Here is a 22,466-nt window from a genome sequence, read left to right on the forward strand (position 1 = left end):
TCACTGTTCGATCACAGCGGCGAGCTCGTCGCCTCCGCCGCCACGTCGTCGGCATTCGGGTCGGCTGCGGCCGTCGCCCAGGCGAGCTCGACGAGGGTCACGCTGCGCCGGCCGGCGCCGTCGAGCTGGCAGACGATCAGGCCCTGCTCCTCGATATAGGTCAGAAGATGCCGCGCCCGGCGCAGCGAATGCGTGCCATAGGCGCGGGCGATCGCGGCATCGCTCGGGCAGGGCCAGCCTTCCTTCGCGGCGCGGGCGATCATCATGAAGACGCCTTGCATATCCTCCGGCAGGATCGCAGCGCGCAGCTGCACATCCTGCCAGGCGTCGTCTTCCGCGATCTCGGTGCCGAGCCCGGCGCGGGCGCGCGTCAGCATGCGGCGGAAGTCGGTCAGCTCCGGTACCACGGCGCCGAGTCCCTCGATCCGGCAGCGCACCACGAACTCCTGATAGAGCACGCTGATGGCGCGAAAGCCGGCGTCGGGCTCGGCGAGAATCGCGCGCAGGATGCGATCCAGCCGCTCACGCCGCTCGGCCAGTTGCTCGGCGCTCGGCGGTGGTTCCGCAGTCTCGGGATCGATCTCAGGCGCCGTCGGCTTGGCGGCCATCAACTGGCTGAGCAGGTCGGGTGCCGGCGCCCGGCGCGGCGGCCTGGCCGCTGTTTCTGGCGGCGGGGCTGCGAGGATGATGGCGCGTGCGTCTTCGAGTGCAGCTTCCGGCAGCGGCATCAAGCGCGGCGCCGCGTTGCGCGGCTGCGTGTCGGTTGGACCGATGCGAAGGCCCAGCGGACGGCGCGAGAGCGCAGGGCCCAGCGCCATGAACTGTCCGCGTTCGAGGTCGCGGAAGGCTTCCGCCTGCCGCCGCTCCATGCCGAGCAGGTCGGCGGCGCGCGCCATGTCGATATCGAGGAAGGTGCGGCCCATCAGGAAATTCGACGCCTCGGCCGCAACGTTCTTGGCGAGCTTCGCCAGTCGCTGGGTCGCGATGATCCCGGCAAGCCCGCGCTTGCGGCCGCGGCACATCAAATTGGTCATCGCGCCGAGCGACAGCTTGCGCGCCTCGTCGGACACTTCGCCTGCGACCGCCGGCGCGAACAGTTGCGCTTCGTCCACCACCACCAGCATCGGATACCAATGATCGCGGGGAACCTCGAACATTCCGCCGAGGAAGGCCGCAGCGCGCCGCATCTGGTTCTCGGCGTCGAGCCCCTCGAGATTGAGCACGGTGGAGACGCGATGAATGCGCACGCGTTCGCCGGCGACCTGCAAACTGCGCTCGGTGTGGTCCTCGGCGTCGATGACGAGGTGGCCGAACCGCTCGGCCAGGGTCACGAAGTCGCCCTCGGGGTCGATGATGGTCTGCTGCACCCACGGCGCGCTCTGTTCCAGCAGCCGGCGCAGCAGATGGGATTTGCCGGAACCCGAATTGCCCTGCACCAGCAGGCGCGTCGCCAATAGCTCCTCGAGGTCGATGGCCGCCGAAGCGCCGGCCGTCGTCTGTCCCATCTCGATCGCTACGGTCATGTCCCCGACTCAAATCGTCCTTGCGGAGACGCGGCTTAACAAGCCGATCGCGCCCCGTCGAGCGAACCGAACAACATCATCCCCAGGCACGGCCGGGCCGTGGATGGCGTAAGGATTGCTTGGTGCAAGACTTGCCGGAGCCGCTCAGACCGCGACCTTGATCCTGCGGTTCTGGCGGCCCTTGTTGTCGATCTTGACGATACGCGCAGGGCGGGACTGCCCGGTCGAGGCCAGATGGGTGCCGCCGCAGGCCTGCCGGTCGAGACCGAGGATCTCGACGATCCGGACCAGCCCGTCCGGCCCAACCGGTGGCGCGACAGCCTTGCTGCGAAACAATCCGGGGATGGCTTGCGCCTCGGTATGCGCCATGAAGGCGGCGCTGACGGGGAGGTCCTGCCGGATGATGTCGTTCAGCGGCGCCTCGAGCGCCCGCAGCGCTTCGTTGTCGGCGCCGGGCAGATCGAAATCGACGCGGAAGGTGCCGTCGTCATTGAGTTGTGCCCCGGTCAGAAGCGCGCCGCCGAACCGCGTATAGACCAGCGCGTTGACGACATGGGCGAGCGTGTGCAGCTCGCACATCAGTGCGCGAAACGCCGGCTCGACTTCGAGCATGACCTTGCCGGAGATCTCGCTGTCGCCCGGCACCAAATGCCAGAGGCCGCGCTCGTCACGCGCGAGCCCGGTCACCGGCGGCTCGCCGCCGGACCATCGCAGAATCCCGCGGTCGGCCAGCTGTCCGCCGCCGCCGGGAAAGAACGGCGAACGTTCGACCAGAATGGCGCCGGGTCGCGCGTCGAGCACGTCGGCTTCGAGTTGCAGGATGTCGGGATGGTCATGGGTGAAGGCAGCGGACATGCCGTCACTCTAGCGCATGCGCAGCGGCGCTGACCACCCGCGTCGCCCTCGACAGGCCTGCCGACTATTCCGCCGGCTTCGCGGCCATCGGCGCCTGCGCTGCCGCGGTTCTTGGCGGCGCCTTGTCGACCTTCTTTGACCAGGAGCGGTAATAGGCGAGCAGCGTCATCAGCACGATGCCGATAAAGCTCACCACGATCTGCATCCAGAGGCTGCCGGAGACCTCGACCAGCACCACGTGCGCGATGACCGCGAGGAAGACGCCGGTGCAGAACACCTCCAGCGACTGCTGGCCGCATTTGATGATGGGCTGGAACACCGGCCATTCATATCCGGGCCATTCGCGCGGCAGGAAGCGCGTGACGAAGAAGGCGAGCACGACGAAGTGCAGAACGCGATACGGCGCGAGGTTGGTCTTGTCGTTCGGATTGAACGCGTCATACAGCCAGGCCGGCATCGCCTGGCCCAGCTCCGGGAAGCGGCCCGCCAGGGTCATGACCAGCGCGAACAACAGATAGGCGCCGCCGAGCCACAGGAAGGCGCGCGAGCGGATGAAGGTGATCGATTCGCTTGCGCCGCCGAGCGCGAACCAGCCGCCGAACACGAACAGGAACTGCCAGCAGAACGGATTGAAATACCATGAGCCGCCCGGATAGGCCGGCAGGTTCCAGCCGAAATGGCGTGCGGCGAGATAGAGCAGGAACGAGGCCAGCAGCGTCAGATTTAGCTTCCGCAGCATCGCCCACAGCACCACCGGATACACCAGCATCAGCGCGATGTAGAGCGGCAGCACGTCCATGTTGACCGGCTTGAACGCCAGGATCAGGCCCTGATAGAGCGTCTCCGCCGGGTTGTGCATGAAGCCGGCGACGTTGAACTCGTTCTGCAGATTGGGGTCGTGATAGCGCTGGGCGAGATAGCCGATCTCGGCGATGTAGATCACGAACAGCAGGACATGCGCGACATAGATCTGCCAGGCCCGCTTGATCAGGCGGGTGGCGCCGATCACGGTCCCGCGCTCCAGCATCATCCGCGCATAGACAAAGGACGCGGTGTAGCCGGAGATGAAGACGAACAGATCGGCGGCATCGCTGAAGCCGAAATTCTTCTGCGTGATCCAGTTCACCGCGTTGTTCGGGATGTGATCGAGATAGATCGCCCAGTTGGCGAAGCCGCGCAGCAGATCGAGCCGGTAGTCGCGGCCACGAGGCGGCAGAACAGCCTTGACGTCCATCGGTTCGCTCCCATCCCAAGTGCCCGCGCGTCCGGTCGCGGGTCGCCCACCGCGTGATACTAGAACATGGTTTCGACGGCTGTGTATTGGTTTTGCGGAAGGGGCTGCGTCGACAACCGGCCAACGCGATGTATTTGGATCAAACCGTTCCGGCCGCCGAAGTTAAGACGTGGATGCCCCGGACGCTACACGTCAGTGCGTAGGATGGGTAGAGCGAAGCGAAACCCATCACTCTGTGCCAGAGTAGCGATGATGGGTATCGCTTCGCTCCACCCATCCTACGAGAGCCGAGTCATCAGCTAATGCTGGACGAACCCGTTGTGCAGCGTGGTGAACAGCGTCCTGCCCTTCTTCACCAGGTCGTATTTGCGGCCGTAGAGCAGCCAGACCGCGGTGAGGTGGCACATCCCGCCCATCATCAGCGACATCGCCGTGTAGGGATCGAGATTGCGGCGATAGGTGCCGGCGCGGATCGCCTGCTTGATCAGCTGCACATAGCGCAGAGCGTATTTGTCGACCGCTTTCTTCACTCGCGGTTCGGCGGCCAGCACGCTCGGCCATATCTCCAGGAAGAACACGCGGCCCCAGCTCGGGTTGTCCTTGATGTACTGGAAGTTGGTCAGGAAGATGATGCGAAGCTGCTCGACCGGGTCGCCGCCCTTCACCAGCAGCGGCTCGGTCTTCTGATACAGCGCTTCGAAATTGCCCGCGGGCACGTCGAGCACCAGCGCTCGCTTGTCCTCGAAATAGTCGTAGATACTGGAGAGCGGTATTTTCGCCACCGCGGCGACATCGGTGAGCGAGGTGCCGTCGATGCCCCGCTGGCCGAACAGCTTGGTCGCTGCCGAGAGGATCTGCTCGCGCCGTTCGCGGCTGCGTTGTTGCTTGAGCTTGAGCGTCGTCCCCGAAGCCACGGTCGTCTCCTCGCGTCCCGCAAAAACAGTAAGGCAGCGCGATCGGAACACAAGCGCTATTGCGACGGGATACAGCGTAAGATTGCCGGTCAGATCGGGGTGTTCCGCCGCTCATGGCTGCGGAACGCGTTGCGGGCGATGATCTGTCGCATGATCTCCGATGTGCCATCGAGAATGCGGACCACTCGCGTCTCCCGCCAGATGCGCTCGATCGGCAGGTCCCTGGAATAACCGGCACCACCGAACAGCTGCATGGTCATGTCGGCCACGCGCTGCACCATGTCGGCGCCGGTATATTTGGACAGCGCGGCTGCGGCGGTGCGGGCGGCGGCATCGCCCTGGTCGTAGCGCCAGGCCGCCTCATAGGCGACCAGGCGCGCGGCATGCAGCGCGCTCGCCATGTCGGCGATCTGCCATTCGATGCCTTGATGGTCGCGCAGCCTGCGTCCGAATGTCTCGCGCACCGAGACGTGATCCAGCGCATAGTCCAGGAGCTGGCTGGCCGCACCGACGCAATAGGCGCCCCAATGCGTGCGCCCGGCATCCAGGCACCGCATCGCGATCGCGAATCCGTCGCCTTCCTGGCCCAGCAGGTTCTCGCGCGGAATGCGACAGCCCGCGAACATCACCTCGGCATGTTCAGAACCGCGCCCGGCAGCCATCTCGACCGCGCGGCCGATGGAGAGGCCCGGCGTTGTCGCATCGACGACAAAGGCCGCAATGCCCTTCGCGCCCTTGGACGGATCGAGCGTGGCGAACACCGTGAAGACGCCGGCGACCGGTGCGTTGGTGATGTAGGTCTTGCGGCCGTCGAGCACGTAATGATCGCCGTCCCGCCGTGCCCGGGTCCGGATGCGGGCCGCATCCGATCCCGCGTCCGGCTCGGTCAGCGCGAAGGCGGCGATCACACGCCCGCCGGCGAGCTCCGGCAGCCATCGGTCGCGCACCGCTGATTGCGCGAAGAACTCGATCGCCTTCGATCCGATATGAACGTTCACCCCGCTCAGATAGTAGAAGGCGATGTGCGCCTTCGCGAGCTCCTCGATCGCGATGCAGCTGCCGAGCATCGAGAGGCCGAGCCCGCCGAACTGCGTCGGCGTGTTGGTGCCGAACAATCCCATCCGGCGCAGGCCGGCCATCGCGCGGTCCGGCACCATGCCGGTTGCCTCGATCGCGGCATCGTGGGGCTGAAGCTCACTGCGTACGAACTCGCGCATCCGGCTTTGCAGGACGCGAAGATCGTCGGGAAGCTCGAAGTGCATGGGAGTACCAAAATTCGAAGAATATTCGAAAATCTGCGCCGTCATCCCGGCGATGTCAAGAATTTGGGCACGCGCCGAAGAACAAGGCGGCGGGTCGGACGACGCGACGCACGCGAGATCGGCAGGGAGACCTTGCCGGCGGCGTTTCCGCCGCAAGTTTGTCCATTTCTTGCGCGACAAAACCACCAGTTGTGAGTAGTTCATTTGTCACTGGGGAAGAAATGATGCTGCACCCGCTTCGATCGACCCGTTCCGCACTTACGATCCTCGGGCTCGCCGCAGCCCTTATGATCGGGCTTGCTTCGCCGGTATCGGCACAACAGGCCTCCGGAACCGCACTGGCCAAGGTGCTGGTGCTCGGCACCGGCGGCACGATCGCAGGGCAAGCCAATGCACGCGCCGGCAATGCCTATGATTCGGGCAAGGTAAGTGCCGCAAATCTGATCGCGGCCATTCCGGGCATCGACAAGCTCGCCGAGATCTCGGCCGAGCAGATCTCCTCGATCGGCTCGCAGGACATGAACGACAAGGTCTGGTTCGACCTCGTCAAGCGCATCCGCGCGGCCATCGACGACAAGGAGGTCGACGGCGTCGTCATCACGCACGGCACCGACACGATGGAGGAGACCGCCTTCTTCCTGCAAAACGTGCTGGATACCGATATGCCAATCGTGCTGGTCGGATCGATGCGGCCGTCGACCGCGATCGGCGCCGACGGGCCGGCCAATCTCTACGATGCGATGCGGGTCGCCTCGGCGCCGGAATCCCGCGGCCGCGGCGTGTTGGTCGTGCTCAACGACACCATCCATGGCGCGCGTTGGGTGCAGAAGACCAATACCACCAGCGTCCAGACGTTCCGCTCGCCCGATGCCGGGCCGGTCGGCTATGTCGACACCGGCTCGCTGCGCTTCCTGCAGCCGGCCGCGCTCGTCAAAGGTGCGAAGCTGAAGCTGCCGGATGCGGCGCCACTGCCGCGGGTCGACATCATCTATTCGCACGCCAACATGGATGCCGCTGAGGTCGAGGATGCGGTCAAGCGCGGCGCCAAGGGCATCGTGCTGGCCGGCGTCGGTGACGGCAACTCGTCGAAAGGCGCGATCGATGCGCTGGCGGCGGCAGCGAAGCAGGGCGTCGTGGTGGTGCGCTCGAGCCGGGTCGGCTCGGGTTATGTCAACCGCAACGTCGAGGTCGAGGACGACAAGCTCGGCTTTGCAGCCTCGCTCGACCTCAACCCGCAGAAGGCGCGCGTCCTGCTTGAACTCCTGATCGCCAACGGCATCACCGACCCCAGCGCTGTGCAGCAGGCGTTCGCGCAGCCTTGATCGGCGATGTGAAGTGAGCACATTTGTCGGGCTCCCTCTCCCGCTTGCGGGCAGGGCTATCGCATATGGAAATCCCGAGTCTCTTCTGCGGCTTATTCAGCGGTGTGCTTGCGCGGCGCAGCCAAGCCGCGGAATCGGATCGAGAACAAAACGGAATCGAACCGCGAAGACTGAGCAGCGCTTCTCGAAAGCGTTTTTCACAAGTATCGATCGCGCCTCGCGTTTTTCCATATGCGATAGCCCTGCGCTTGCGGGGGGAGGGTTGGGGTGGGGGCTCTCCGCGAGTCACAACGTGGAGAGAGCCCCCACCCGGATTGCATCTGCGATGCGACATAGCCGAAGCTTGGCTTCGGCGTCTCTTAGAGACGGCCGCCAAAGGCGGCCTACGCTCCCCCGCTTGCGGGAGAGGCGCAGCGGGTTTGCTGCGAGATCGTTTCAATCTGACCTCATATCCCATAGACACGAGGCACCATGTATCTCGGGATCGATCTCGGCACCTCGGCGGTCAAGACCGTTCTCGTCGACGAAGCGCAGCGCGTGGTGGCGAGCCGCAGCCAGCCGCTGACGGTGGCCTCACCACGTCCGGGCCATAGCGAGCAGGATCCGGCGCAATGGATCGATGCCACCTTCGCGACGCTGGACGCGTTGAAGGCGGATCATCCGGCCGAATTGGCTGCTGTCGAGGGCATCGGCCTGTCCGGCCAGATGCACGGCGCGACGCTGCTCGATGCCGATAGGAAGCCGTTGCGGCCGTGCATTCTCTGGAACGACGGGCGCTCGGCCAAAGAATGCGGCGAGCTGGAGCAGCGCTGGCCGGCCTTGCGGGCGACGACCGGCAACAAGGCGATGCCGGGCTTCACGGCGCCCAAGCTGCTGTGGGTCGCCAGGCACGAGCCTGAGGTTTTCGCGGCCACCAGGCTTGTATTGCTGCCGAAAGCCTATCTGCGCCTGGTGCTGACGGGCGAAGCGATCGAGGACATCTCGGACGCCTCGGGAACGTTGTGGCTTGATGCGGCGCGACGGGACTGGTCCGACGCCGCGCTCGACGCGACCGGCCTGTCGCGCCGCCAGATGCCACGTCTCGTCGAGGGCTGCGCACCGGCCGCGCGGCTCTCGCGTGAACTGGCGCAGCGCTGGGGCATGCACAAGCCGCCGATGATCGCAGGCGGCGCCGGCGACAATCCGGCGGGCGCGGTCGGCATCGGCGCGATCGGGAGCGATGCTGCCTTTGTCTCGCTCGGAACTTCCGGTGCGCTGCTGGTGCCGACCCGTGCGATCGCCGCCAACCCCGAGCGCGCCGTGCACACCTTCTGTCATGCCGTTCCGGGGATGTGGATCCAGGCCGGCGCGATCCTCTCGGCGGCGTCGTGCCTCGCCTGGATCGCGCAGCCGTTGCAGGCCTCCGAGGCCGAATTGCTGGCGCCGCTCGGAGAACGTCCGACAGCGCCGTCGCCTGTCAGCTTTCTGCCCTATCTGTCCGGCGAGCGCACGCCGCACGACGATCCCGATGTGCGCGGCATGCTCGATGGTCTCAGCCACGGCACCGATCGCGACGCGATCGTGCAGGCCGTGCTCGAAGGCGTCGCGTTCGCGCTGGCGGATTGCCGCGACGTGCTCGCCGATAGCGGCATGGCGATCACTGCGGTGGATGCCATCGGCGGCGGCTCGCGGTCGCGGTTCTGGCTTTCGGTGCTGGCCAATGTGCTCGACATTCCGGTGCATCGCTTTGCCGATGGCGAAACCGGGGCCGCGTTCGGCGCCGCGCGGCTCGGGCGCCTCGCGGTCAGCGGCGAGCCGGTCGAGGCCGTCTGCACGGCGCCGCAGCGAGTCGAGACGTTTGAACCCGACCGCTCGCTCGCGGAGGCTTACGCCGAGCGGCTGCCGAAATGGCGCAGCCTGTACCGGCCACGGCGCTGACGAAGTCAGTGCGTCCTTGATATTCACCGCCCGAAGGTTATGCCGGAACGGGTCCCTCGATCCGGTGAACTTCACGCACGGCGTCGCGATTGGCGATCCGGGCGTAATGCGCAGCCAGGTTCGGGTAGGCGCCGATATCGAAGCCGACGCGTGGCGTCCAGCCCGTCATCGCATAGAGGCCGATGTCGGCAATGGAGTAGCTCTCGCCCAGCAGATAGGCGCGGGTGGAGAGGTGCTGGTCGAGAAAGGCGAAGCGCGCCGTCAGCCGCTGGCGGAAAACGTCCTTCGCCCGTTCGTCCAGCGCGGTGTAAAACAACGGGCCGAGACCTCCCTTGTGCAACTCGCTGGAGAGGAAGTTCAGCCAGGCCTGCAACCTCGCCCGCTCGACGGTTCCGTGCGATGGCGCGAGCCTTCTGGCCGGGTCGCGGTCCGCAATGTATTGGACGATCGCGGCTGCCTCGAGCAGGACGCTACCATCATCGAGCACCAAAGCCGGTATGTATCCCAGCGGGTTTATGGTTCGATAGTCTCCGCCATCCGCCATCGTCTTGCTTGCTTCATCGACTCTGACGCCGACAAAGGAAAGACCACTCTCGAGCAGGGCGACATGGGGCATCAGCGAGATCGTGCCCGGCGCGTAGTACAGCTTCATGCCACTATCTTTCCTGCCTCCGGCGCCGGCGCATCGGGGGAGCTGCGCGCCAACAAGGAGAATGGGCGAACGTTCGGCCGGGACGCAATCGCGAAATTCGCTTTACCTTGCCGCTCCGGTTCCCAGCTCGCATATCGCCCGAACCTATTGCCCTGCGCTGCGGCCTTTTGTTTAATGCGCCGACGCGCGCGAGGAACTGAAAGCAACTTTCGGGTGCGACGCAACGCCGTCGGCGCGGTGGGGGAGGCAAGATGATCGACCCGATCCTCGAGATGCGCCGGGTCTCCAAGTCCTTCTTCAGCATCAAGGCATTGCGCGGCGTCGACCTTACGGTCTATCCCGGCGAAATCCACGCGCTGATGGGCGAGAACGGCGCCGGCAAATCGACGCTGATGAAGATCCTGTCCGGCGCTTACCGGCCGGATCCGGGCGGCGAAATCCGCATCGAGGGCAAGCCCGTGCATTTCAACGGCCCGCACGCCGGCCGCGCCGCGGGCATCTCGATCATCTATCAGGAGCTGTCGCTCGCGCCCAATCTCAGCGTTGCGCAGAACATCTATCTCGGCCGCGAAGTCTCGCGCTTCGGGATGCTGGCGCGCGAGGCGATGGAGGCCGGCGTCGGCCCGATCCTCGAACGGCTCGGCGCGGACTTCGCGCCGTCGACGCTGGTCGCAGGTCTGTCGATGGGCCAGCGCCAGCTGGTCGAGATCGCCCGTGCGCTGCACGCCCGCTCGAAGATCCTGATCATGGACGAGCCGACCACCGCGCTGTCGGCGGGCGAGAGCGAGCGGTTGTTCGGCCTGATCCGCCGGCTCCGCGCCGAAGGCCTCGCCATCATCTACATCTCGCATCGCATGGACGAGGTCTACGCGCTCGGCGACCGCGTCACGGTGTTGCGTGACGGCACGCTGGTCGGTTCGCTCGACAAGCCCGAGATCCGCGCCGACACCATCGTCCGCCTGATGGTGGGGCGCGACGTCTCGTCCTTCTACAAGAAGGAGCACGATCCGCTCGCACTGCACGGCGCGCCGGTGCTCGCGGCCGTCGACATCGCCGACGGACGGCGGGTCAAGGGTTGCTCGCTGACCGTGCATGCCGGCGAGGTCGTCGGCCTCGCCGGGCTGGTCGGCGCCGGCCGCACCGAGCTGGCGCACCTGATCATCGGCGCCGCGGCAAAGACTGGCGGCCATGTCGAGATCGAAGGACGCACCGTCGACATAAGCACGCCGGGCGAAGCGCTGGAGGCGGGCATTGCTTATCTCACCGAGGACAGGAAGGCGCTCGGCCTGTTCCTCGACATGTCCTGCCTCGACAACATCAATCTCGCGGTGCTGGGCCGCGATGCGCGGCTTGGCGGAATCCTCGACCGCGACAAGGCGCGCGACCGGGCACGGAAGGCATTCGCGGCGTTGGGCATCCGTGCCGCCGACATTCGCGTTGCGGCAGGTAGCCTCTCCGGCGGCAACCAGCAAAAGGTGCTGCTGTCGCGTCTGCTTGCGACCACGCCCAAGGTGCTGATCCTCGACGAGCCGACGCGCGGCGTCGATGTCGGCGCCAAGTCCGAGATCTATTCGATCATCGACAATCTCGCGAAGTCGGGCACGGCGGTGCTGGTGATCTCGTCCGACCTGCCCGAGATCATCGGCATCTGCGACCGCGTCATCGTGATGCGCGCCGGATCGATTGCCGGTGAGATCAAGCGAACGGCGACGGCGCCGCTCGACCAGGAGCAGATCATGGCGCTCGCAACCGGAATGGAGCAACTCGATGCCTGATGACGGGGCTTCCGCGAAGGCCGCCGCCGCGCCCGGCCTCGTCGCCGCGCAGGAGACGAGGCGCCAGCGCACCCGGCTCTTGATCCGCTCGGCCGGCATGCTGCCGGTGCTGGTGCTGCTGTGTATCGGCTTTCACCTGCTGTCGGACGGCCGCTTCTTCACCGCGCAGAATCTCGGCATCGTGGTGCAGCAGGCCGCCGTCAACACTGTGCTGGCGGCCGGCATGACCTTCGTGATCCTCACCGGCGGCATCGATCTTTCGGTCGGCTCGATCCTGGCGGCCTCGGCCATGGCCGGGCTGATCATCTCAAAATTTCCCGATTTCGGCGCGTTGTGGTTGCCGGCCGCGGTGCTCACGGGCGCTGTCTTCGGCATCCTCAATGGCGGCTTCATCGCGCTGCTGCGCCTGCCGCCCTTCATCGTGACGCTGGGATCGCTCACCGCCGTGCGCGGCGTGGCGCGCCTCCTGGGTGCCGACACCACGGTGTTCAATTCGGAGATTCCCTATGCCTTCATCGGCAACGGTTCGCTGACGCTCATTCCGGGTGTGCTGTCGATCCCCTGGCTCTGGGTGATCGCCTTGCTCGTGATCGTGGTCTCCTGGCTGGGGCTGCGGCGCACCGTGCTCGGCGTGCACATCTACGCGGTCGGCGGCAATGAAAGCGCCGCGCGGCTCGCCGGCATCAAGGTCTGGGCCGTGCTGTTGTTCGTCTATGGCGTGTCGGGCTTGCTCGCAGGTCTCGGCGGCGCCATGCAGGCGGCGCGGCTCTACGCCGCCAATGGCCTGCAGCTCGGCCAGTCCTATGAGCTCGATGCGATCACCGCCGTGATCCTCGGCGGCACCTCCTTTGTCGGCGGAATCGGCTCGATCTGGGGCACGCTGGTCGGCGCGCTGATCATCGCCGTGCTGTCGAACGGCCTGATCCTCACCGGCGTGTCTGACGTCTGGCAGTACGTGATCAAGGGCCTCGTGATCATCGGCGCGGTGGCGCTCGACCGCTACCGGTTGCAGGGCTCGGCGCGCACCTGAGCCACAACAATCTGGCGCGGTCACTGGTCGCCGTGCCGGAGCTTCAAACAGACCAGGGAGGAAGCCAATGAAGACGATCTCATTCGCCGGTGCTGCCATCGCGGTCGCGCTGAGCTGCGCCCCGGGCTTCGCCAAGGAGCTGAAGTCGATCGGCATCTCGCTGGGGTCGCTGGGCAACCCGTTCTTCGTGGCCCTGTCGAAGGGCGCCGAGTTCGAGGCGAAGAAAACCAACCCCAACGTCAAGATCACGACGGTCGGCTTTGAATACGACCTCGGCAAGCAGGTGACCCAGATCGACAATTTCATCGCCGCCGGCGTCGATCTGATCCTGCTCAATCCCGGCGATCCCAAGGCCGTTGGCCCCGCGATCAAGAAGGCGCAGGCCGCCGGCATCATCGTGGTCGCGGTCGACACCACGGCCGAAGGCGCCGATGCCACGGTCACCACCAACAACGTCCAGGCCGGTGAGATCTCCTGCCAGTACATCGTCGACAAATTGGGCGGCAAGGGCGATGTGATCATCGAGAACGGGCCGCAGGTTTCCGCAGTGATCGATCGCGTGGTCGGCTGCAAGCACGTGCTCGGCAAAAGTCCCGGCATCAAGGTGCTGTCCAGCGACCAGGACGGCAAGGGTTCGCGCGAAGGCGGCCTCACCGTGGCGCAGGGTTATCTAACCCGCTTCGCCAAGATCGACGCCATCTTCGCCATCAACGACCCGCAGGCGATCGGCACCGATCTCGCCGCGCGCCAGCAGAACCGCAACGGCATCGTCATCACCGCGGTCGATGGCGCGCCCGACATCGAGGCCGCGCTCAAGGATCCAGCTTCGCCGCAAATCCAGGCTTCGTCCTCGCAGGATCCGTTCTTCATGGCGCGCCGCGCCGTGCAGATCGGCGTCGGCCTGCTCAACGGCCAGAAGCCTACCTCGACCGTCGAGCTGTTGCCGTCAAAGCTCGTGACGCGCGACAACATCGCTGAATACAAGGGCTGGACCTCGAACCGTTCGCAATAGCACGCACGGCATGGGCGCGTCGGCGGTTCATCAGGCGTTCGCGCGGTGGACCGTCAGTTTTGACGCGCCGCCGGTGAGGCATGGAGCGCTTGTCCTGCTCGCCGCGCCGCGAGCAGCAGGCCGCGGGCCTCCGCGATCCGTGACATCACGGTGGTGACGGGAACGCCGGTGACCTCGGCGATCTCCTTGTAGGTGAGATCGATCACTTCGCGCAGGGCGATGACCTCGCCGAGCGGCGCGGGCAGGTCATCGACGAGTTGCCGGATTGTCGGCATGGCACGCCGGCCGGACTTTTCCTTGTTGCCGACATCGTCCGTCGGGCGGCCGAGCGCTTCGCCAAGTTTTTCCTGGCAGACGGTTTTGAGGATCGCGAGCAGCCACGGCCTGACGGCCGGACCGCGAAGGCCGTCGAACAGGCGCAGTGCACGCTGGTAGCACTCCTGCACGGCCTGTTCGGCATCCGCCTCGGTCCGCATCAGGACCTGGGCGAACGCATAGGCATCGTCGAGCCAGGGCAGTGCGGCGTCACGAAACTGCTGCGCCGTTTTATTCCCGGCTTTCGCGCTTCGCATCATAGGGTTGCATCTCGTGAATAGCTTTACCGTCAATCGGCGGAGTGGTATCAGGCTCCCTGCCGGAGTCGTGGACCGTCGCGCCAAGCGTAGGGACAGGAACGACATGCCAACGCCGGGCAGCAAGCGATCGATCGCGTCTGTGTCGTGGTCGATCGGGCGTTCGGAGCACGGATCATGTCCGAGACACAGGTGCCCAACCGCTTCTCGATCTTCCATCACGGGCTGGCGAAAGGGCCGGCCTATGAGGCGTGGCGCGAGGGCATTTGCCGCGGCTTCTGCCGGCTCGACGTCGGTCCGACCGACGATAACCGCATCGATTGCCACAACGAGTTCACGCTGCTGCATACGGTTGCCATCGCGACCCCGCGCGGCGGCTCGGCCCGCTTCGCGCGGACCCGCGCGCTTCTGGACGATGGCTGTGACGACCTTGTGCTGATCTTCGCAACCCGCGGCACGGTGCAGGTCACACAAGCAAGCAAGTCGATCGAGATCAAACGCGGCCAGATGTGCCTCACCGAGATGAACATCGTCGGCACCGCCGATCTCACCCAGTCCGGCAGTTTTACAACCACGCGGTTTCCGCGGCGCCTCCTGCTCCAGGTCGCCCCGTCAGCGGAGACGCAGCTGGCGCGCCGGCTCGGGCGCGATCCTGCCATGAGTGCGATGATCGAGCGCTATTCCGCGCTATGCACCGAACTCGCCGGCGATCTCGACGTGCCGGGCCAGCAAGCGGCGGCGCATCATCTGGCTGATCTCGTCGGTCTGGTGCTCGGCAGCAGCGCCGAGCAGAAGGAACTGGCGGCACGCGATGGCGTGGCGAAGGCACGGTTCGATCTGATGAAGGCCGATGTCCTGAAGAATCTCGACAATGGCAAGCTCACGATCGAGGCCGTCGCAAAGGCAAACGCGCTCAGCACGCGGCAGGCGCAACGCCTGTTCGCGTCGGAAGGAACCACCTTCTCGGAATTCGTGCTCGAGCAGCGCCTGCTGCTGGCGCGCCGGCTGTTGCTGCACGAACAGGGCGCCGGCCGCAAGGTCAGCGACATCGCCTACACGGTCGGCTTCAACGACCTGTCCTATTTCCACCGTTCGTTCCGCAGGAAGTTCGGCGTGGCTCCGGCGGAGATGCAGATGGAGCTGGGGCGCCGGCATTGAACGTCTTCCGCTGCTGACGTAGAGCAGGGATCTGGCTTCACCCCAACGCGTGCGATCCAAATGTCTCTTTGGTCCTGCGAACAATGCGGCGCTCAATTTCCCGACACCGCGGCGCCGCCGCCGTGCTGCCCGATCTGCGAGGACGAGCGGCAATATGTGAACTGGAACGGGCAGGCGTGGCTGACCCGCGAGCAGCTCGCAGAGCGGCACAAGCTGGTCTGGCGCGACGATCTCGGCCTCGTCGGATTGGCGCTCGAGCCGTCGTTCGCGATCGGGCAGCGCGCGCTGCTGGTGCCGGATCGCGGCGGCTGCGTGATGTGGGACTGCGTGCCGCTGGCGACCGCCGAGGCGATCGCGTATGTCAGATCGCTCGGCGGGCTGAAGGCGATCGCGATCTCGCATCCGCATTACTATGGCGCGGTTGCCGACTGGAGCGCGGCGTTCGACGACGCACCGGTCTATCTGCACGGCGATGACACGCAATGGGTGACGCGGCCCTATCGGTCGATCGTGCCTTGGCAGGGCGACAGCCATCGCATCTCCGACGACATCCTGCTGGTGCGCGGCGGCGGACATTTCGCCGGTGCCACCATGCTGCACTGGGGCAAGGGCGCCGACGGGCGCGGTGCGCTGTTGACCGGCGACATCGCGATGGTGGCGATGGATCGCCGCTCGGTCAGCTTCATGTACTCCTATCCGAACTACATTCCGCTCAATGCATCAGCGGTCCGCCGCATCGCGCGCGCGGTCGCGCCGCTGGCGTATGATCGGATCTACGGCGCCTGGTGGGGCAAGAACATCCCCTCCGATGCCAAGGCGGCGTTCGACCGTTCCGTCGAGCGCTATATCGCCGCGATCTCGGACTGACGGTTCCCCGCGCTTGGCTTGCCAGCCGGCGCGATCGCGCTATATCAGGGCTTTCCCGCCACTTCAGATTTGTCCGAGTTTTCCGCATGACCACAACTGCCGCCGCCGAATCCCAGCCGTTCCAGGCCGAGGTTACCGAATTGCTGCACCTGATGGTGCATTCGGTCTATTCCGAGACCGATATTTTCCTGCGCGAATTGATCTCGAACGCGTCTGATGCCTGCGACAAGCTGCGCTATGAGGCGATCGCCAATCCCGGCCTGATCACCGACGGCACGCCGCCTGAAATCAGGATCGTGCCGAACAAGGCGGCCGACACGCTGTCCGTGGTCGATACCGGCATCGGCATGGAACGTGCAGAGCTGATCGACAATCTCGGCACCATCGCGCGCTCCGGCACCAGGTCGTTCCTGTCGAAGCTGACCGAGGCCAAGGACGGCGCCAATCTGATCGGCCAGTTCGGCGTCGGCTTCTATGCCGCCTTCATGGTTGCCGACAAGATCGTCGTCACCAGCCGCCGCGCCGGCTCGGACGAGGTGTGGGTGTGGTCGTCGGAGGGCGGCAGCGGTTTCGAGATCGCCCCCGCAAGCGAGGAGGCCGCTAGCCGCGTCGCGCGCGGCACCGAGATCGTGCTGCATCTGAAGAAGGACGCCGCCAAATATCTCGAGGCCTACGAGATCGAGCGCATCGTCCGCGAATATTCCGACAACATCCAGTTTCCGATCCTGCTGGTGCCGGAGGAGGCCGAGCCGCGCCAGATCAACTCGGCGAGCGCGCTGTGGCAGCGCTCGAAATCCGAGCTCAAGCCGGAAGACTATGCGCAGGCCTACAAGCAGATCGCAGGTGCGTTCGACGAGCCGGCGATGACGCTGCATTACCGCGCCGAGGGCCGGCAGTCTTACGCCGTGCTGCTGTTCGCGCCGTCGCAAAAGCCGTTCGACCTGTTCCAGGTCGAGCGCAAGGGCAAGGTCAAGCTCTATGTCCGCCGCGTCTTCATCGCCGACGATGCCGAGCTGTTGCCGGCCTATTTGCGCTTCATCCGCGGTGTGATCGACAGCGAGGATCTGCCGCTGAACATCTCGCGCGAGATGCTGCAGAACAATCCGCAGCTCGCGCAGATCCGCAAAGCCGTCACCAGCCGCGTCGTCAGCGAGCTCGAGACGCTGGGTGAGAAGGAGCCGGAGACCTTCGCGAAGATCTGGGACGCGTTCGGCCCGGTCATCAAGGAAGGCCTGTGGGAGGATTTCGAGCGCCGCGAGAAGCTGCTGGCGCTGGCGCGTTTCACCACGACATCGGGCGAGAATCGCTTGCTGAAGCAATATGTCGACGACTTCAAGCCGAACCAGACCGAAATCTATTACCTGGTCGGCGACAGCGTCGAGCGGCTGAAATCGAACCCGAAGCTGGAATCGGCGCGCGCCCGCGGCATCGAGGTGCTGCTGCTCACCGATCCGGTCGATGCGTTCTGGACCTCGGCGCCGATCGATTTTGGCGGCAAGCCGCTGAAGTCGCTGAGCCAGGGCGATGTCGATTTCGGCCTGATTCCGCTCGTCGACGACAAGCAAGACAAGAAGGACGAGCCCGCAGCCGATGCCGCGACCACGATCGCCGTGATCAAGGATGCGCTGGGCGAGCGTGTCTCGGACGTCCGCGCCTCGCAGCGGCTGACCTCGAGCGCGTCGTGCCTGGTCGCCGGGGGTGATGCGCGCGACCGTGCGCTGGAGCGGTTGCTCGCGCAACAGAACCGCGGCGAGATCACGAAACCGATCCTCGAGATCAATCTCCGCCACCCGCTGGTCGCAGCGCTCGCGACCGACACGGCGCAGGCCAAGGATCTCTCGCTCCTGCTGTTCGAGCAGGCGCAGATCCTCGACGGCGAGATGCCCGCCGACCCCGCCGCCTTCGCCAGCCGCATGAACCAGCTCGTGCTGCGCGGATTGGTGAAGGCCTAGTGTGTAGCTCTCTCAACCCGTCATCCTGAGGAGCGCGTAGCGCGTCTCGAAGGATGTACGGCTGCGCTGTTGCAGCGGGGCCGTCGTGCTTCGAGACGGCCGCTACGCGGCCTCCTCAGCATGACGGGGCTAAGAGCATTGCCAGTTGCCAGCAGATGCCCAGGATTTCGCTTCGCTCCATCCGCGCCCGGCTGCTGCTCAGCCGATCGTGGTCGCGTCGGGCTGCGGATTGCCGAGATCGTCGGTCGGCACCAGCTGCTGGGTGAAGGCCGAGACGTAGGCCGCCCATTCCGGCTCGCCGAGATCGACCATGACGGCGCCGTCCTGCCAGATGTCGTTGTGGTCGTTGGAATCATCGCCCGGGCGATGGATGAAGCCCTTGCTCGAGCCCTGGTTGAGATGGACGTCGTGCAGGCCGTCGCCCTGCGCGTAGAAGCGGCCGAAGATATAGACGTCGCGGCTCTCCTGAAGCGCGCGCGACAGCAGCCGCTTCAGCGTCGCCGCCGGCTCGGTGTCCTCGGAGCCGTCCATCACGTCGCTGTCGCGCCATTTGCCGGTATTGTCGAGCAGATCGCTGCGCAGGAAGTCGAGCGCCGGCAATTTCTTCTGCCCGGTCAGATCCTGCGAGCCGGCGGCTGCGGCCGCAAGCGTCTGGATGACCGGATGGCGGAAGTCGAACACCAGCTTGTATTTCAGCAAGTCGTCCGCGTCATTGGTGCCGACATTGATGGCAACGTCCCATTGCTCGCCGTCGACGTCGAGATTGCAGTGCAGGTGATACTGCGTCTCGTGCCCGTGATGCGACGGCTTCAGCTTGGGCTCGGAGGTTACCTTGGTCTTGACGAATCCGTAGGCGAGGGTCACGGCGCGATCCTTTCCGGTTCAAGCGAGCATTTTTTCCAACCTACAACCTGAGATCAGACGCGCGCGTGAAGCGACCCACATTTGTGCGGCGCCTTTTCGTGACGGCGCCGGCGCGCGCGTGCGGGAAGCCGCCGTCTCGGCTGAAGACAGCTCCGATCTTGACAAAGCTCTTGGCTATTGATGTTATGTTATAACATTACATACACGCGAATGCCCATGTCCCGCCGTCGCCTATCCCTTCAGCAACTGTTTGATCTCGATGCAAAAACTCCCCGTCACCATCTTGTCCGGCTTCCTCGGGGCTGGAAAGACCACTTTGCTGAACCACGTCCTGAACAACCGCCACGGCCTAAAGGTTGCGGTGATTGTGAACGACATGAGCGAGGTGAACATCGACGCCGACCTCGTTCGCGATGGCGGTGCGAACCTGTCCCGGACTGACGAAAAACTGGTCGAGATGAGCAATGGCTGCATCTGCTGCACCCTGCGCGACGATCTGCTGAAGGAGGTGCGCGCGCTCGCCGTGAGCGGCCGGTTCGATTATCTCCTGATTGAATCGACCGGCATCTCCGAGCCGCTGCCGGTCGCCGCGACGTTCGAGTTTCGCGATGAAGATGGCGCGAGCCTGTCCGACGTGGCGCGGCTCGACACCATGGTCACGGTGGTCGACGCCGCCAATCTGTTGAAGGATTATGCCTCGACCGATTTCCTCAGCGCGCGCGGCGAGGCGCTCGATGGCGACAAGCGCACGCTGGTCGATCTCCTGGTCGAGCAGATCGAGTTCGCCGACGTCGTCGTGCTCAACAAGGTCGATGCGGCGACGCCGGCTGAGCGCGAAGCGGCCCGCACCATCGTGCGCGCGCTCAATCCCGACGCCGACCTCGTCGAGGCGAGCTTTGCACAGGTCCCGTTCGATCGCGTGCTGGACACCGGCCGTTTCGACCATGAGCGGGCGCAGCAGCATCCGCTCTGGCACAGGCTCTACGGTTTTGCCGAGCACGTGCCGGAGACCGAGGAATACGGCATCACGAGCTTCGTCTATCGCGCACGGCGCCCGTTCGATCCGGTGCGGTTTCATGGCTTCCTGCGGGAGAGCTGGCAGGGCGTGATCCGCGCCAAAGGCCATTTCTGGATCGCGACGCGCCCGGACTGGTGCGGCGAGATGAGCCAGGCCGGCGCGATCGTCCGCACCGAAGGCCTCGGCTCATGGTGGGCCGCGATCCCGCGCGAGCGCTGGCCGGATCATCCGGATTGGCAGCTGATGATGCAGCGGAGCTGGAACGATCTCTACGGTGACCGCCGCCAGGAGCTGGTCTTCATCGGCTCCGGCATGAACGAGGACGACATTCGCCGCCGGCTCGATGCCTGCCTCGTCACCGGCAAGCCCGGCATGGACCCGAAGGCCTGGGCAGCGCTGCGCGATCCGTTTCCGCCCTGGCGACGGGCGGGCGAGGCGGCGTGAGAGGATAGAGACACGCCCATTGTCCCCGTCATCCTGAGGTGCGAGCTCTTGCGAGCCTCGAAGGATGAATCGGCCCCGGGATGTCTTTACGAGGCACCATCCGTTCGTGGTGCCAGTCGGGCCGTCGACCCTTCGAGACGCGCGCCAAGGCGCGCTCCTCAGGTGACGGAAGGTTCAGGCTCCGAGCGGGAAACCCCGTCACAATCCACGGCGTATCTGCTAGAGAATCCTGCAGCAGGCGGAAACAACACGGCGTTGCGATGGCTGGCGGCAGCGAGATATTCTACGGCGGCATTCCGGTGTTTCGCGGCTTCGCGCGCCTGATGGATCCGGCGCTGTATGTGCCGCTGCCCGATGACTGGACGGTCGGCGTCGCCGACATCGTCGAGTCGACCAAGGCGATCGCGGCGCAGCGCTACAAGGCGGTCAACATGGCCGGCGCCGCGGTGGTCGCCTCGGTCACCAATGCGCTCGATGGCCGCGAATTTCCCTTCGTGTTCGGCGGCGACGGCGCGAGCTTCGCGGTCGCGCCCGCCGATCTCGAGCGAGCGCGCGAGGCGCTGGCTGCGACCGCGCGCTGGGTGCGCGACGATCTCGACCTGGTGCTGCGGGTGGCGCTGGTGCCGATCACAGCGATCCGCGCCGCGGGTGCCGATGTGCGCGTCGCGCGTTTCGGGCCGTCGGCCAATCTCTCCTACGCGATGTTCACCGGCGGCGGTCTTGCCTATGCCGACGCCGCAATGAAGCGCGGCGAATTCGCGGTCGATCCGGCACCGCCGGGCACGCAGCCCGATCTGTCCGGCCTGTCCTGCCGCTTCGAGGTGATGCCGTCAGCGCGCGGCGTCATCCTCTCGGTGCTGGTGTTGCCGGCGAAGGGTGCCGATCCGGCTTCCTTCCGCAAGGTGATCGAGGACATCGTCGTGCGCGTCGAGAAAAGTCCCGATGCGGGACGGCCGGTGCCGCCGGGCGGCCCGCCGCTGCGCTTTCCGCCGCAGGGAATCGAATACGAAGCGCGTGCCAAGAGGTTCGGGGGGCCGCTTGCGATGCGGCGCGCCGCGGTGCTCGGTTTTGCGTTCTGGGCCTTTGTCGTGTTTCGGCTCGGCCTCAAGGTCGGCAAGTTCGCGCCGAAGCTCTATTTGCAGCAGGTGGTCGAGAACTCCGACTTCCGCAAATTCGACGACGGCCTGCGCATGATTCTGGATTGCACGCCGGAGCTCGCCGCCGAGCTCGAGCAGCGCCTCGTTGCCGCAGCTGCGCAGGGCATCGTGCGCTATGGCCTGCATGAGCAGGATGCCGCGATGATGACCTGCTTCACGCCGTCGGTGATGCGCGCCGACCACGTTCACTTCATCGACGGCGCCCGCGGCGGTTACGCCTCCGCCGCCACCGTGCTCAAGGCACGCGCGGCGTAGCGCTGTTCTTCACCTCGCCCCGCTTGCGGGGAGAGGTCGTCATTCAAGCGAAGCTTGAATGACGGGTGAGGGGGAGCCTCCGCGAGTGTCACTGCTACCGTTGACGCGGCAACAGCCCCTCACCCCAACCCTTTCCCCGCGAAAGGGCGGGAAGGGGAGCGGCGGCCATTCAGCTGTCAGATTACTTCCCCACCCGCGTCCAGGTCTCGCCGCCGCATAGCGCGCCGACGCAGCCTTCGACGCGCAGCGTGCTCTCGCCGGTGACCGAGACGCTGCTCGCATAGGTGCCGCCATCGTCGGCATTGTAGATCTGGCCCGACCATTTGCCTGCCGCAACCGGCTGCATGGCGGAGAACAACGGCAGCCCGATGATCGGCCGGTTGGCCAGCGACGGATTGGGGTTCTTGTTGTCGACCTGGGGCTTGCCGGTCATCGGATCGATCGGGTCGCGCAGGCTCACCACCACGCCGCAGATGCCGCCGCTGCATTTGCTGATCTTGACGTGGGCATCGCCGGCCTGGGTCTGCCAGACGCCGAAAGGCTCAGGCGCGCTCTGTGCACGCGCGGCAGGCACGGCAAGTGCCGCCGCAATGATTGCGATCACGAATCCCAGTCTGCAGGCCATGGCTTGTTCCCCAAAAGGTCGGCCTGCATAACAATTCGAAAGATTTCTGCAATGTCAT

Annotated in this window: 19 protein-coding genes; 10 read left to right on the forward strand and 9 right to left on the reverse strand. The window is 65.5% G+C overall.

The features are described from left to right. Window positions 1–11 precede the first annotated feature (11 nt). The 5 genes from AC628_RS19680 to AC628_RS19700 all read right to left on the reverse strand — a co-directional run bounded on the left by AC628_RS19680 (window position 12) and on the right by AC628_RS19700 (window position 5,788). The gene (locus AC628_RS19680) at window positions 12–1,523 is read right to left on the reverse strand and encodes an ATP-binding protein (RefSeq protein WP_074128442.1); all 1,512 of its coding nucleotides are present in this window, start codon (window positions 1,521–1,523) and stop codon (window positions 12–14) included. A gap of 144 nt (window positions 1,524–1,667) precedes the next feature. Beyond that, a complete protein-coding gene (locus AC628_RS19685) occupies window positions 1,668–2,378 on the reverse strand; it encodes an alanyl-tRNA editing protein (RefSeq protein WP_074128443.1) in 711 nt (236 codons plus the stop codon). 64 nt (window positions 2,379–2,442) lie between these two features. After that, the gene (locus tag AC628_RS19690; protein WP_074128444.1) at window positions 2,443–3,612 is read right to left on the reverse strand and encodes an OpgC domain-containing protein; all 1,170 of its coding nucleotides are present in this window, start codon (window positions 3,610–3,612) and stop codon (window positions 2,443–2,445) included. Window positions 3,613–3,911: 299 nt separating this feature from the next. Beyond that, window positions 3,912–4,526 carry a TetR/AcrR family transcriptional regulator gene (locus tag AC628_RS19695; protein ID WP_074128445.1) on the reverse strand — a complete coding sequence of 205 codons (615 nt, stop codon included), beginning with the start codon at window positions 4,524–4,526 and terminating at the stop codon, window positions 3,912–3,914. 89 nt (window positions 4,527–4,615) lie between these two features. Beyond that, the gene (locus AC628_RS19700; protein ID WP_074128476.1) at window positions 4,616–5,788 is read right to left on the reverse strand and encodes an acyl-CoA dehydrogenase family protein; all 1,173 of its coding nucleotides are present in this window, start codon (window positions 5,786–5,788) and stop codon (window positions 4,616–4,618) included. Between the two features lie 224 nt (window positions 5,789–6,012). Here AC628_RS19700 and AC628_RS19705 point away from each other — a divergent pair, with 224 nt between their 5' ends. Both AC628_RS19705 and xylB read left to right on the forward strand, forming a co-directional pair. After that, window positions 6,013–7,110, forward strand: a complete 1,098-nt coding sequence (locus AC628_RS19705; RefSeq protein WP_210190234.1) for an asparaginase — start codon at window positions 6,013–6,015, stop codon at window positions 7,108–7,110. 471 nt (window positions 7,111–7,581) lie between these two features. Further along, the gene (gene xylB, locus AC628_RS19710) at window positions 7,582–9,027 is read left to right on the forward strand and encodes a xylulokinase (RefSeq protein WP_074128447.1); all 1,446 of its coding nucleotides are present in this window, start codon (window positions 7,582–7,584) and stop codon (window positions 9,025–9,027) included. A 37-nt stretch (window positions 9,028–9,064) separates the two neighbouring features. Here the strand turns inward: xylB and AC628_RS19715 are convergent, their stop codons facing one another. After that, window positions 9,065–9,679: a glutathione binding-like protein gene (locus AC628_RS19715; protein WP_074128448.1), complete on the reverse strand. Its 615-nt coding sequence runs from the start codon at window positions 9,677–9,679 to the stop codon at window positions 9,065–9,067. A gap of 251 nt (window positions 9,680–9,930) precedes the next feature. On the opposite strand from AC628_RS19715, the gene AC628_RS19720 reads away from it, so the two are divergent. The 3 genes from AC628_RS19720 (at window position 9,931) to AC628_RS19730 (ending at window position 13,496) form a co-directional block, all read left to right on the forward strand. Next, on the forward strand, window positions 9,931–11,454 hold the full coding sequence (locus AC628_RS19720) for a sugar ABC transporter ATP-binding protein (protein WP_074128449.1): 1,524 nt from the start codon (window positions 9,931–9,933) through the stop codon (window positions 11,452–11,454). Further along, entirely contained in the window at window positions 11,447–12,484 is a 1,038-nt protein-coding gene (locus tag AC628_RS19725; protein ID WP_074128450.1) for an ABC transporter permease subunit, read from the forward strand. Before AC628_RS19720 ends, AC628_RS19725 begins: the two co-directional genes overlap by 8 nt. A 67-nt stretch (window positions 12,485–12,551) precedes the next feature. After that, entirely contained in the window at window positions 12,552–13,496 is a 945-nt protein-coding gene (locus AC628_RS19730; protein ID WP_074128451.1) for an ABC transporter substrate-binding protein, read from the forward strand. 53 nt (window positions 13,497–13,549) lie between these two features. Here AC628_RS19730 and AC628_RS19735 read toward each other — a convergent pair whose 3' ends face one another. Continuing rightward, window positions 13,550–14,068, reverse strand: coding sequence for a sigma factor-like helix-turn-helix DNA-binding protein (locus AC628_RS19735; RefSeq protein ID WP_245321235.1), 519 nt, complete (start codon window positions 14,066–14,068; stop codon window positions 13,550–13,552). Between the two features lie 177 nt (window positions 14,069–14,245). Here AC628_RS19735 and AC628_RS19740 point away from each other — a divergent pair, with 177 nt between their 5' ends. The 3 genes from AC628_RS19740 to htpG all read left to right on the forward strand — a co-directional run bounded on the left by AC628_RS19740 (window position 14,246) and on the right by htpG (window position 18,045). Then, window positions 14,246–15,226, forward strand: a complete 981-nt coding sequence (locus AC628_RS19740; protein ID WP_074128477.1) for a helix-turn-helix domain-containing protein — start codon at window positions 14,246–14,248, stop codon at window positions 15,224–15,226. 60 nt (window positions 15,227–15,286) lie between these two features. Further along, complete coding sequence (locus AC628_RS19745) at window positions 15,287–16,093, forward strand: MBL fold metallo-hydrolase (protein ID WP_074128453.1); 807 nt, start codon at window positions 15,287–15,289, stop codon at window positions 16,091–16,093. Window positions 16,094–16,179: 86 nt separating this feature from the next. After that, window positions 16,180–18,045 carry a molecular chaperone HtpG gene (gene htpG, locus AC628_RS19750; RefSeq protein WP_074128454.1) on the forward strand — a complete coding sequence of 622 codons (1,866 nt, stop codon included), beginning with the start codon at window positions 16,180–16,182 and terminating at the stop codon, window positions 18,043–18,045. Between the two features lie 198 nt (window positions 18,046–18,243). Here the strand turns inward: htpG and AC628_RS19755 are convergent, their stop codons facing one another. Continuing rightward, on the reverse strand, window positions 18,244–18,909 hold the full coding sequence (locus AC628_RS19755) for a DUF2278 family protein (RefSeq protein WP_074128455.1): 666 nt from the start codon (window positions 18,907–18,909) through the stop codon (window positions 18,244–18,246). 259 nt (window positions 18,910–19,168) lie between these two features. Between AC628_RS19755 and zigA the strand changes: the two genes are divergently transcribed. Both zigA and AC628_RS19765 read left to right on the forward strand, forming a co-directional pair. Next, complete coding sequence (gene zigA, locus AC628_RS19760; RefSeq protein WP_074128456.1) at window positions 19,169–20,371, forward strand: zinc metallochaperone GTPase ZigA; 1,203 nt, start codon at window positions 19,169–19,171, stop codon at window positions 20,369–20,371. A 260-nt stretch (window positions 20,372–20,631) separates the two neighbouring features. Continuing rightward, window positions 20,632–21,783 carry a DUF3095 domain-containing protein gene (locus AC628_RS19765; protein ID WP_074128457.1) on the forward strand — a complete coding sequence of 384 codons (1,152 nt, stop codon included), beginning with the start codon at window positions 20,632–20,634 and terminating at the stop codon, window positions 21,781–21,783. A 181-nt stretch (window positions 21,784–21,964) separates the two neighbouring features. Here AC628_RS19765 and AC628_RS19770 read toward each other — a convergent pair whose 3' ends face one another. Continuing rightward, complete coding sequence (locus AC628_RS19770; protein WP_074128458.1) at window positions 21,965–22,408, reverse strand: DUF2147 domain-containing protein; 444 nt, start codon at window positions 22,406–22,408, stop codon at window positions 21,965–21,967. Window positions 22,409–22,466: the final 58 nt, after the last annotated feature.

Source organism: Bradyrhizobium sp. NAS96.2, from assembly GCF_001908235.1.
Lineage (GTDB): Bacteria > Pseudomonadota > Alphaproteobacteria > Rhizobiales > Xanthobacteraceae > Bradyrhizobium.

Excerpts from the sequence above, each read along its gene's own strand:
- AC628_RS19680 (WP_074128442.1), bottom strand. The coding sequence starts at position 1,523 with ATGACCGTAGCGATCGAGATGGGACAGACGACGGCCGGCGCTTCGGCG.
- AC628_RS19685 (WP_074128443.1), bottom strand. The coding sequence starts at position 2,378 with ATGTCCGCTGCCTTCACCCATGACCATCCCGACATCCTGCAACTCGAA.
- AC628_RS19690 (WP_074128444.1), bottom strand. The coding sequence starts at position 3,612 with ATGGACGTCAAGGCTGTTCTGCCGCCTCGTGGCCGCGACTACCGGCTC.
- AC628_RS19700 (WP_074128476.1), bottom strand. The coding sequence starts at position 5,788 with ATGCACTTCGAGCTTCCCGACGATCTTCGCGTCCTGCAAAGCCGGATG.
- AC628_RS19705 (WP_210190234.1), top strand. The coding sequence starts at position 6,013 with ATGCTGCACCCGCTTCGATCGACCCGTTCCGCACTTACGATCCTCGGG.
- xylB (WP_074128447.1), top strand. The coding sequence starts at position 7,582 with ATGTATCTCGGGATCGATCTCGGCACCTCGGCGGTCAAGACCGTTCTC.
- AC628_RS19715 (WP_074128448.1), bottom strand. The coding sequence starts at position 9,679 with ATGAAGCTGTACTACGCGCCGGGCACGATCTCGCTGATGCCCCATGTC.
- AC628_RS19720 (WP_074128449.1), top strand. The coding sequence starts at position 9,931 with ATGATCGACCCGATCCTCGAGATGCGCCGGGTCTCCAAGTCCTTCTTC.
- AC628_RS19725 (WP_074128450.1), top strand. The coding sequence starts at position 11,447 with ATGCCTGATGACGGGGCTTCCGCGAAGGCCGCCGCCGCGCCCGGCCTC.
- AC628_RS19730 (WP_074128451.1), top strand. The coding sequence starts at position 12,552 with ATGAAGACGATCTCATTCGCCGGTGCTGCCATCGCGGTCGCGCTGAGC.
- AC628_RS19735 (WP_245321235.1), bottom strand. The coding sequence starts at position 14,068 with ATGCGAAGCGCGAAAGCCGGGAATAAAACGGCGCAGCAGTTTCGTGAC.
- AC628_RS19740 (WP_074128477.1), top strand. The coding sequence starts at position 14,246 with ATGTCCGAGACACAGGTGCCCAACCGCTTCTCGATCTTCCATCACGGG.
- AC628_RS19745 (WP_074128453.1), top strand. The coding sequence starts at position 15,287 with ATGTCTCTTTGGTCCTGCGAACAATGCGGCGCTCAATTTCCCGACACC.
- htpG (WP_074128454.1), top strand. The coding sequence starts at position 16,180 with ATGACCACAACTGCCGCCGCCGAATCCCAGCCGTTCCAGGCCGAGGTT.
- zigA (WP_074128456.1), top strand. The coding sequence starts at position 19,169 with ATGCAAAAACTCCCCGTCACCATCTTGTCCGGCTTCCTCGGGGCTGGA.
- AC628_RS19765 (WP_074128457.1), top strand. The coding sequence starts at position 20,632 with ATGGCTGGCGGCAGCGAGATATTCTACGGCGGCATTCCGGTGTTTCGC.
- AC628_RS19770 (WP_074128458.1), bottom strand. The coding sequence starts at position 22,408 with ATGGCCTGCAGACTGGGATTCGTGATCGCAATCATTGCGGCGGCACTT.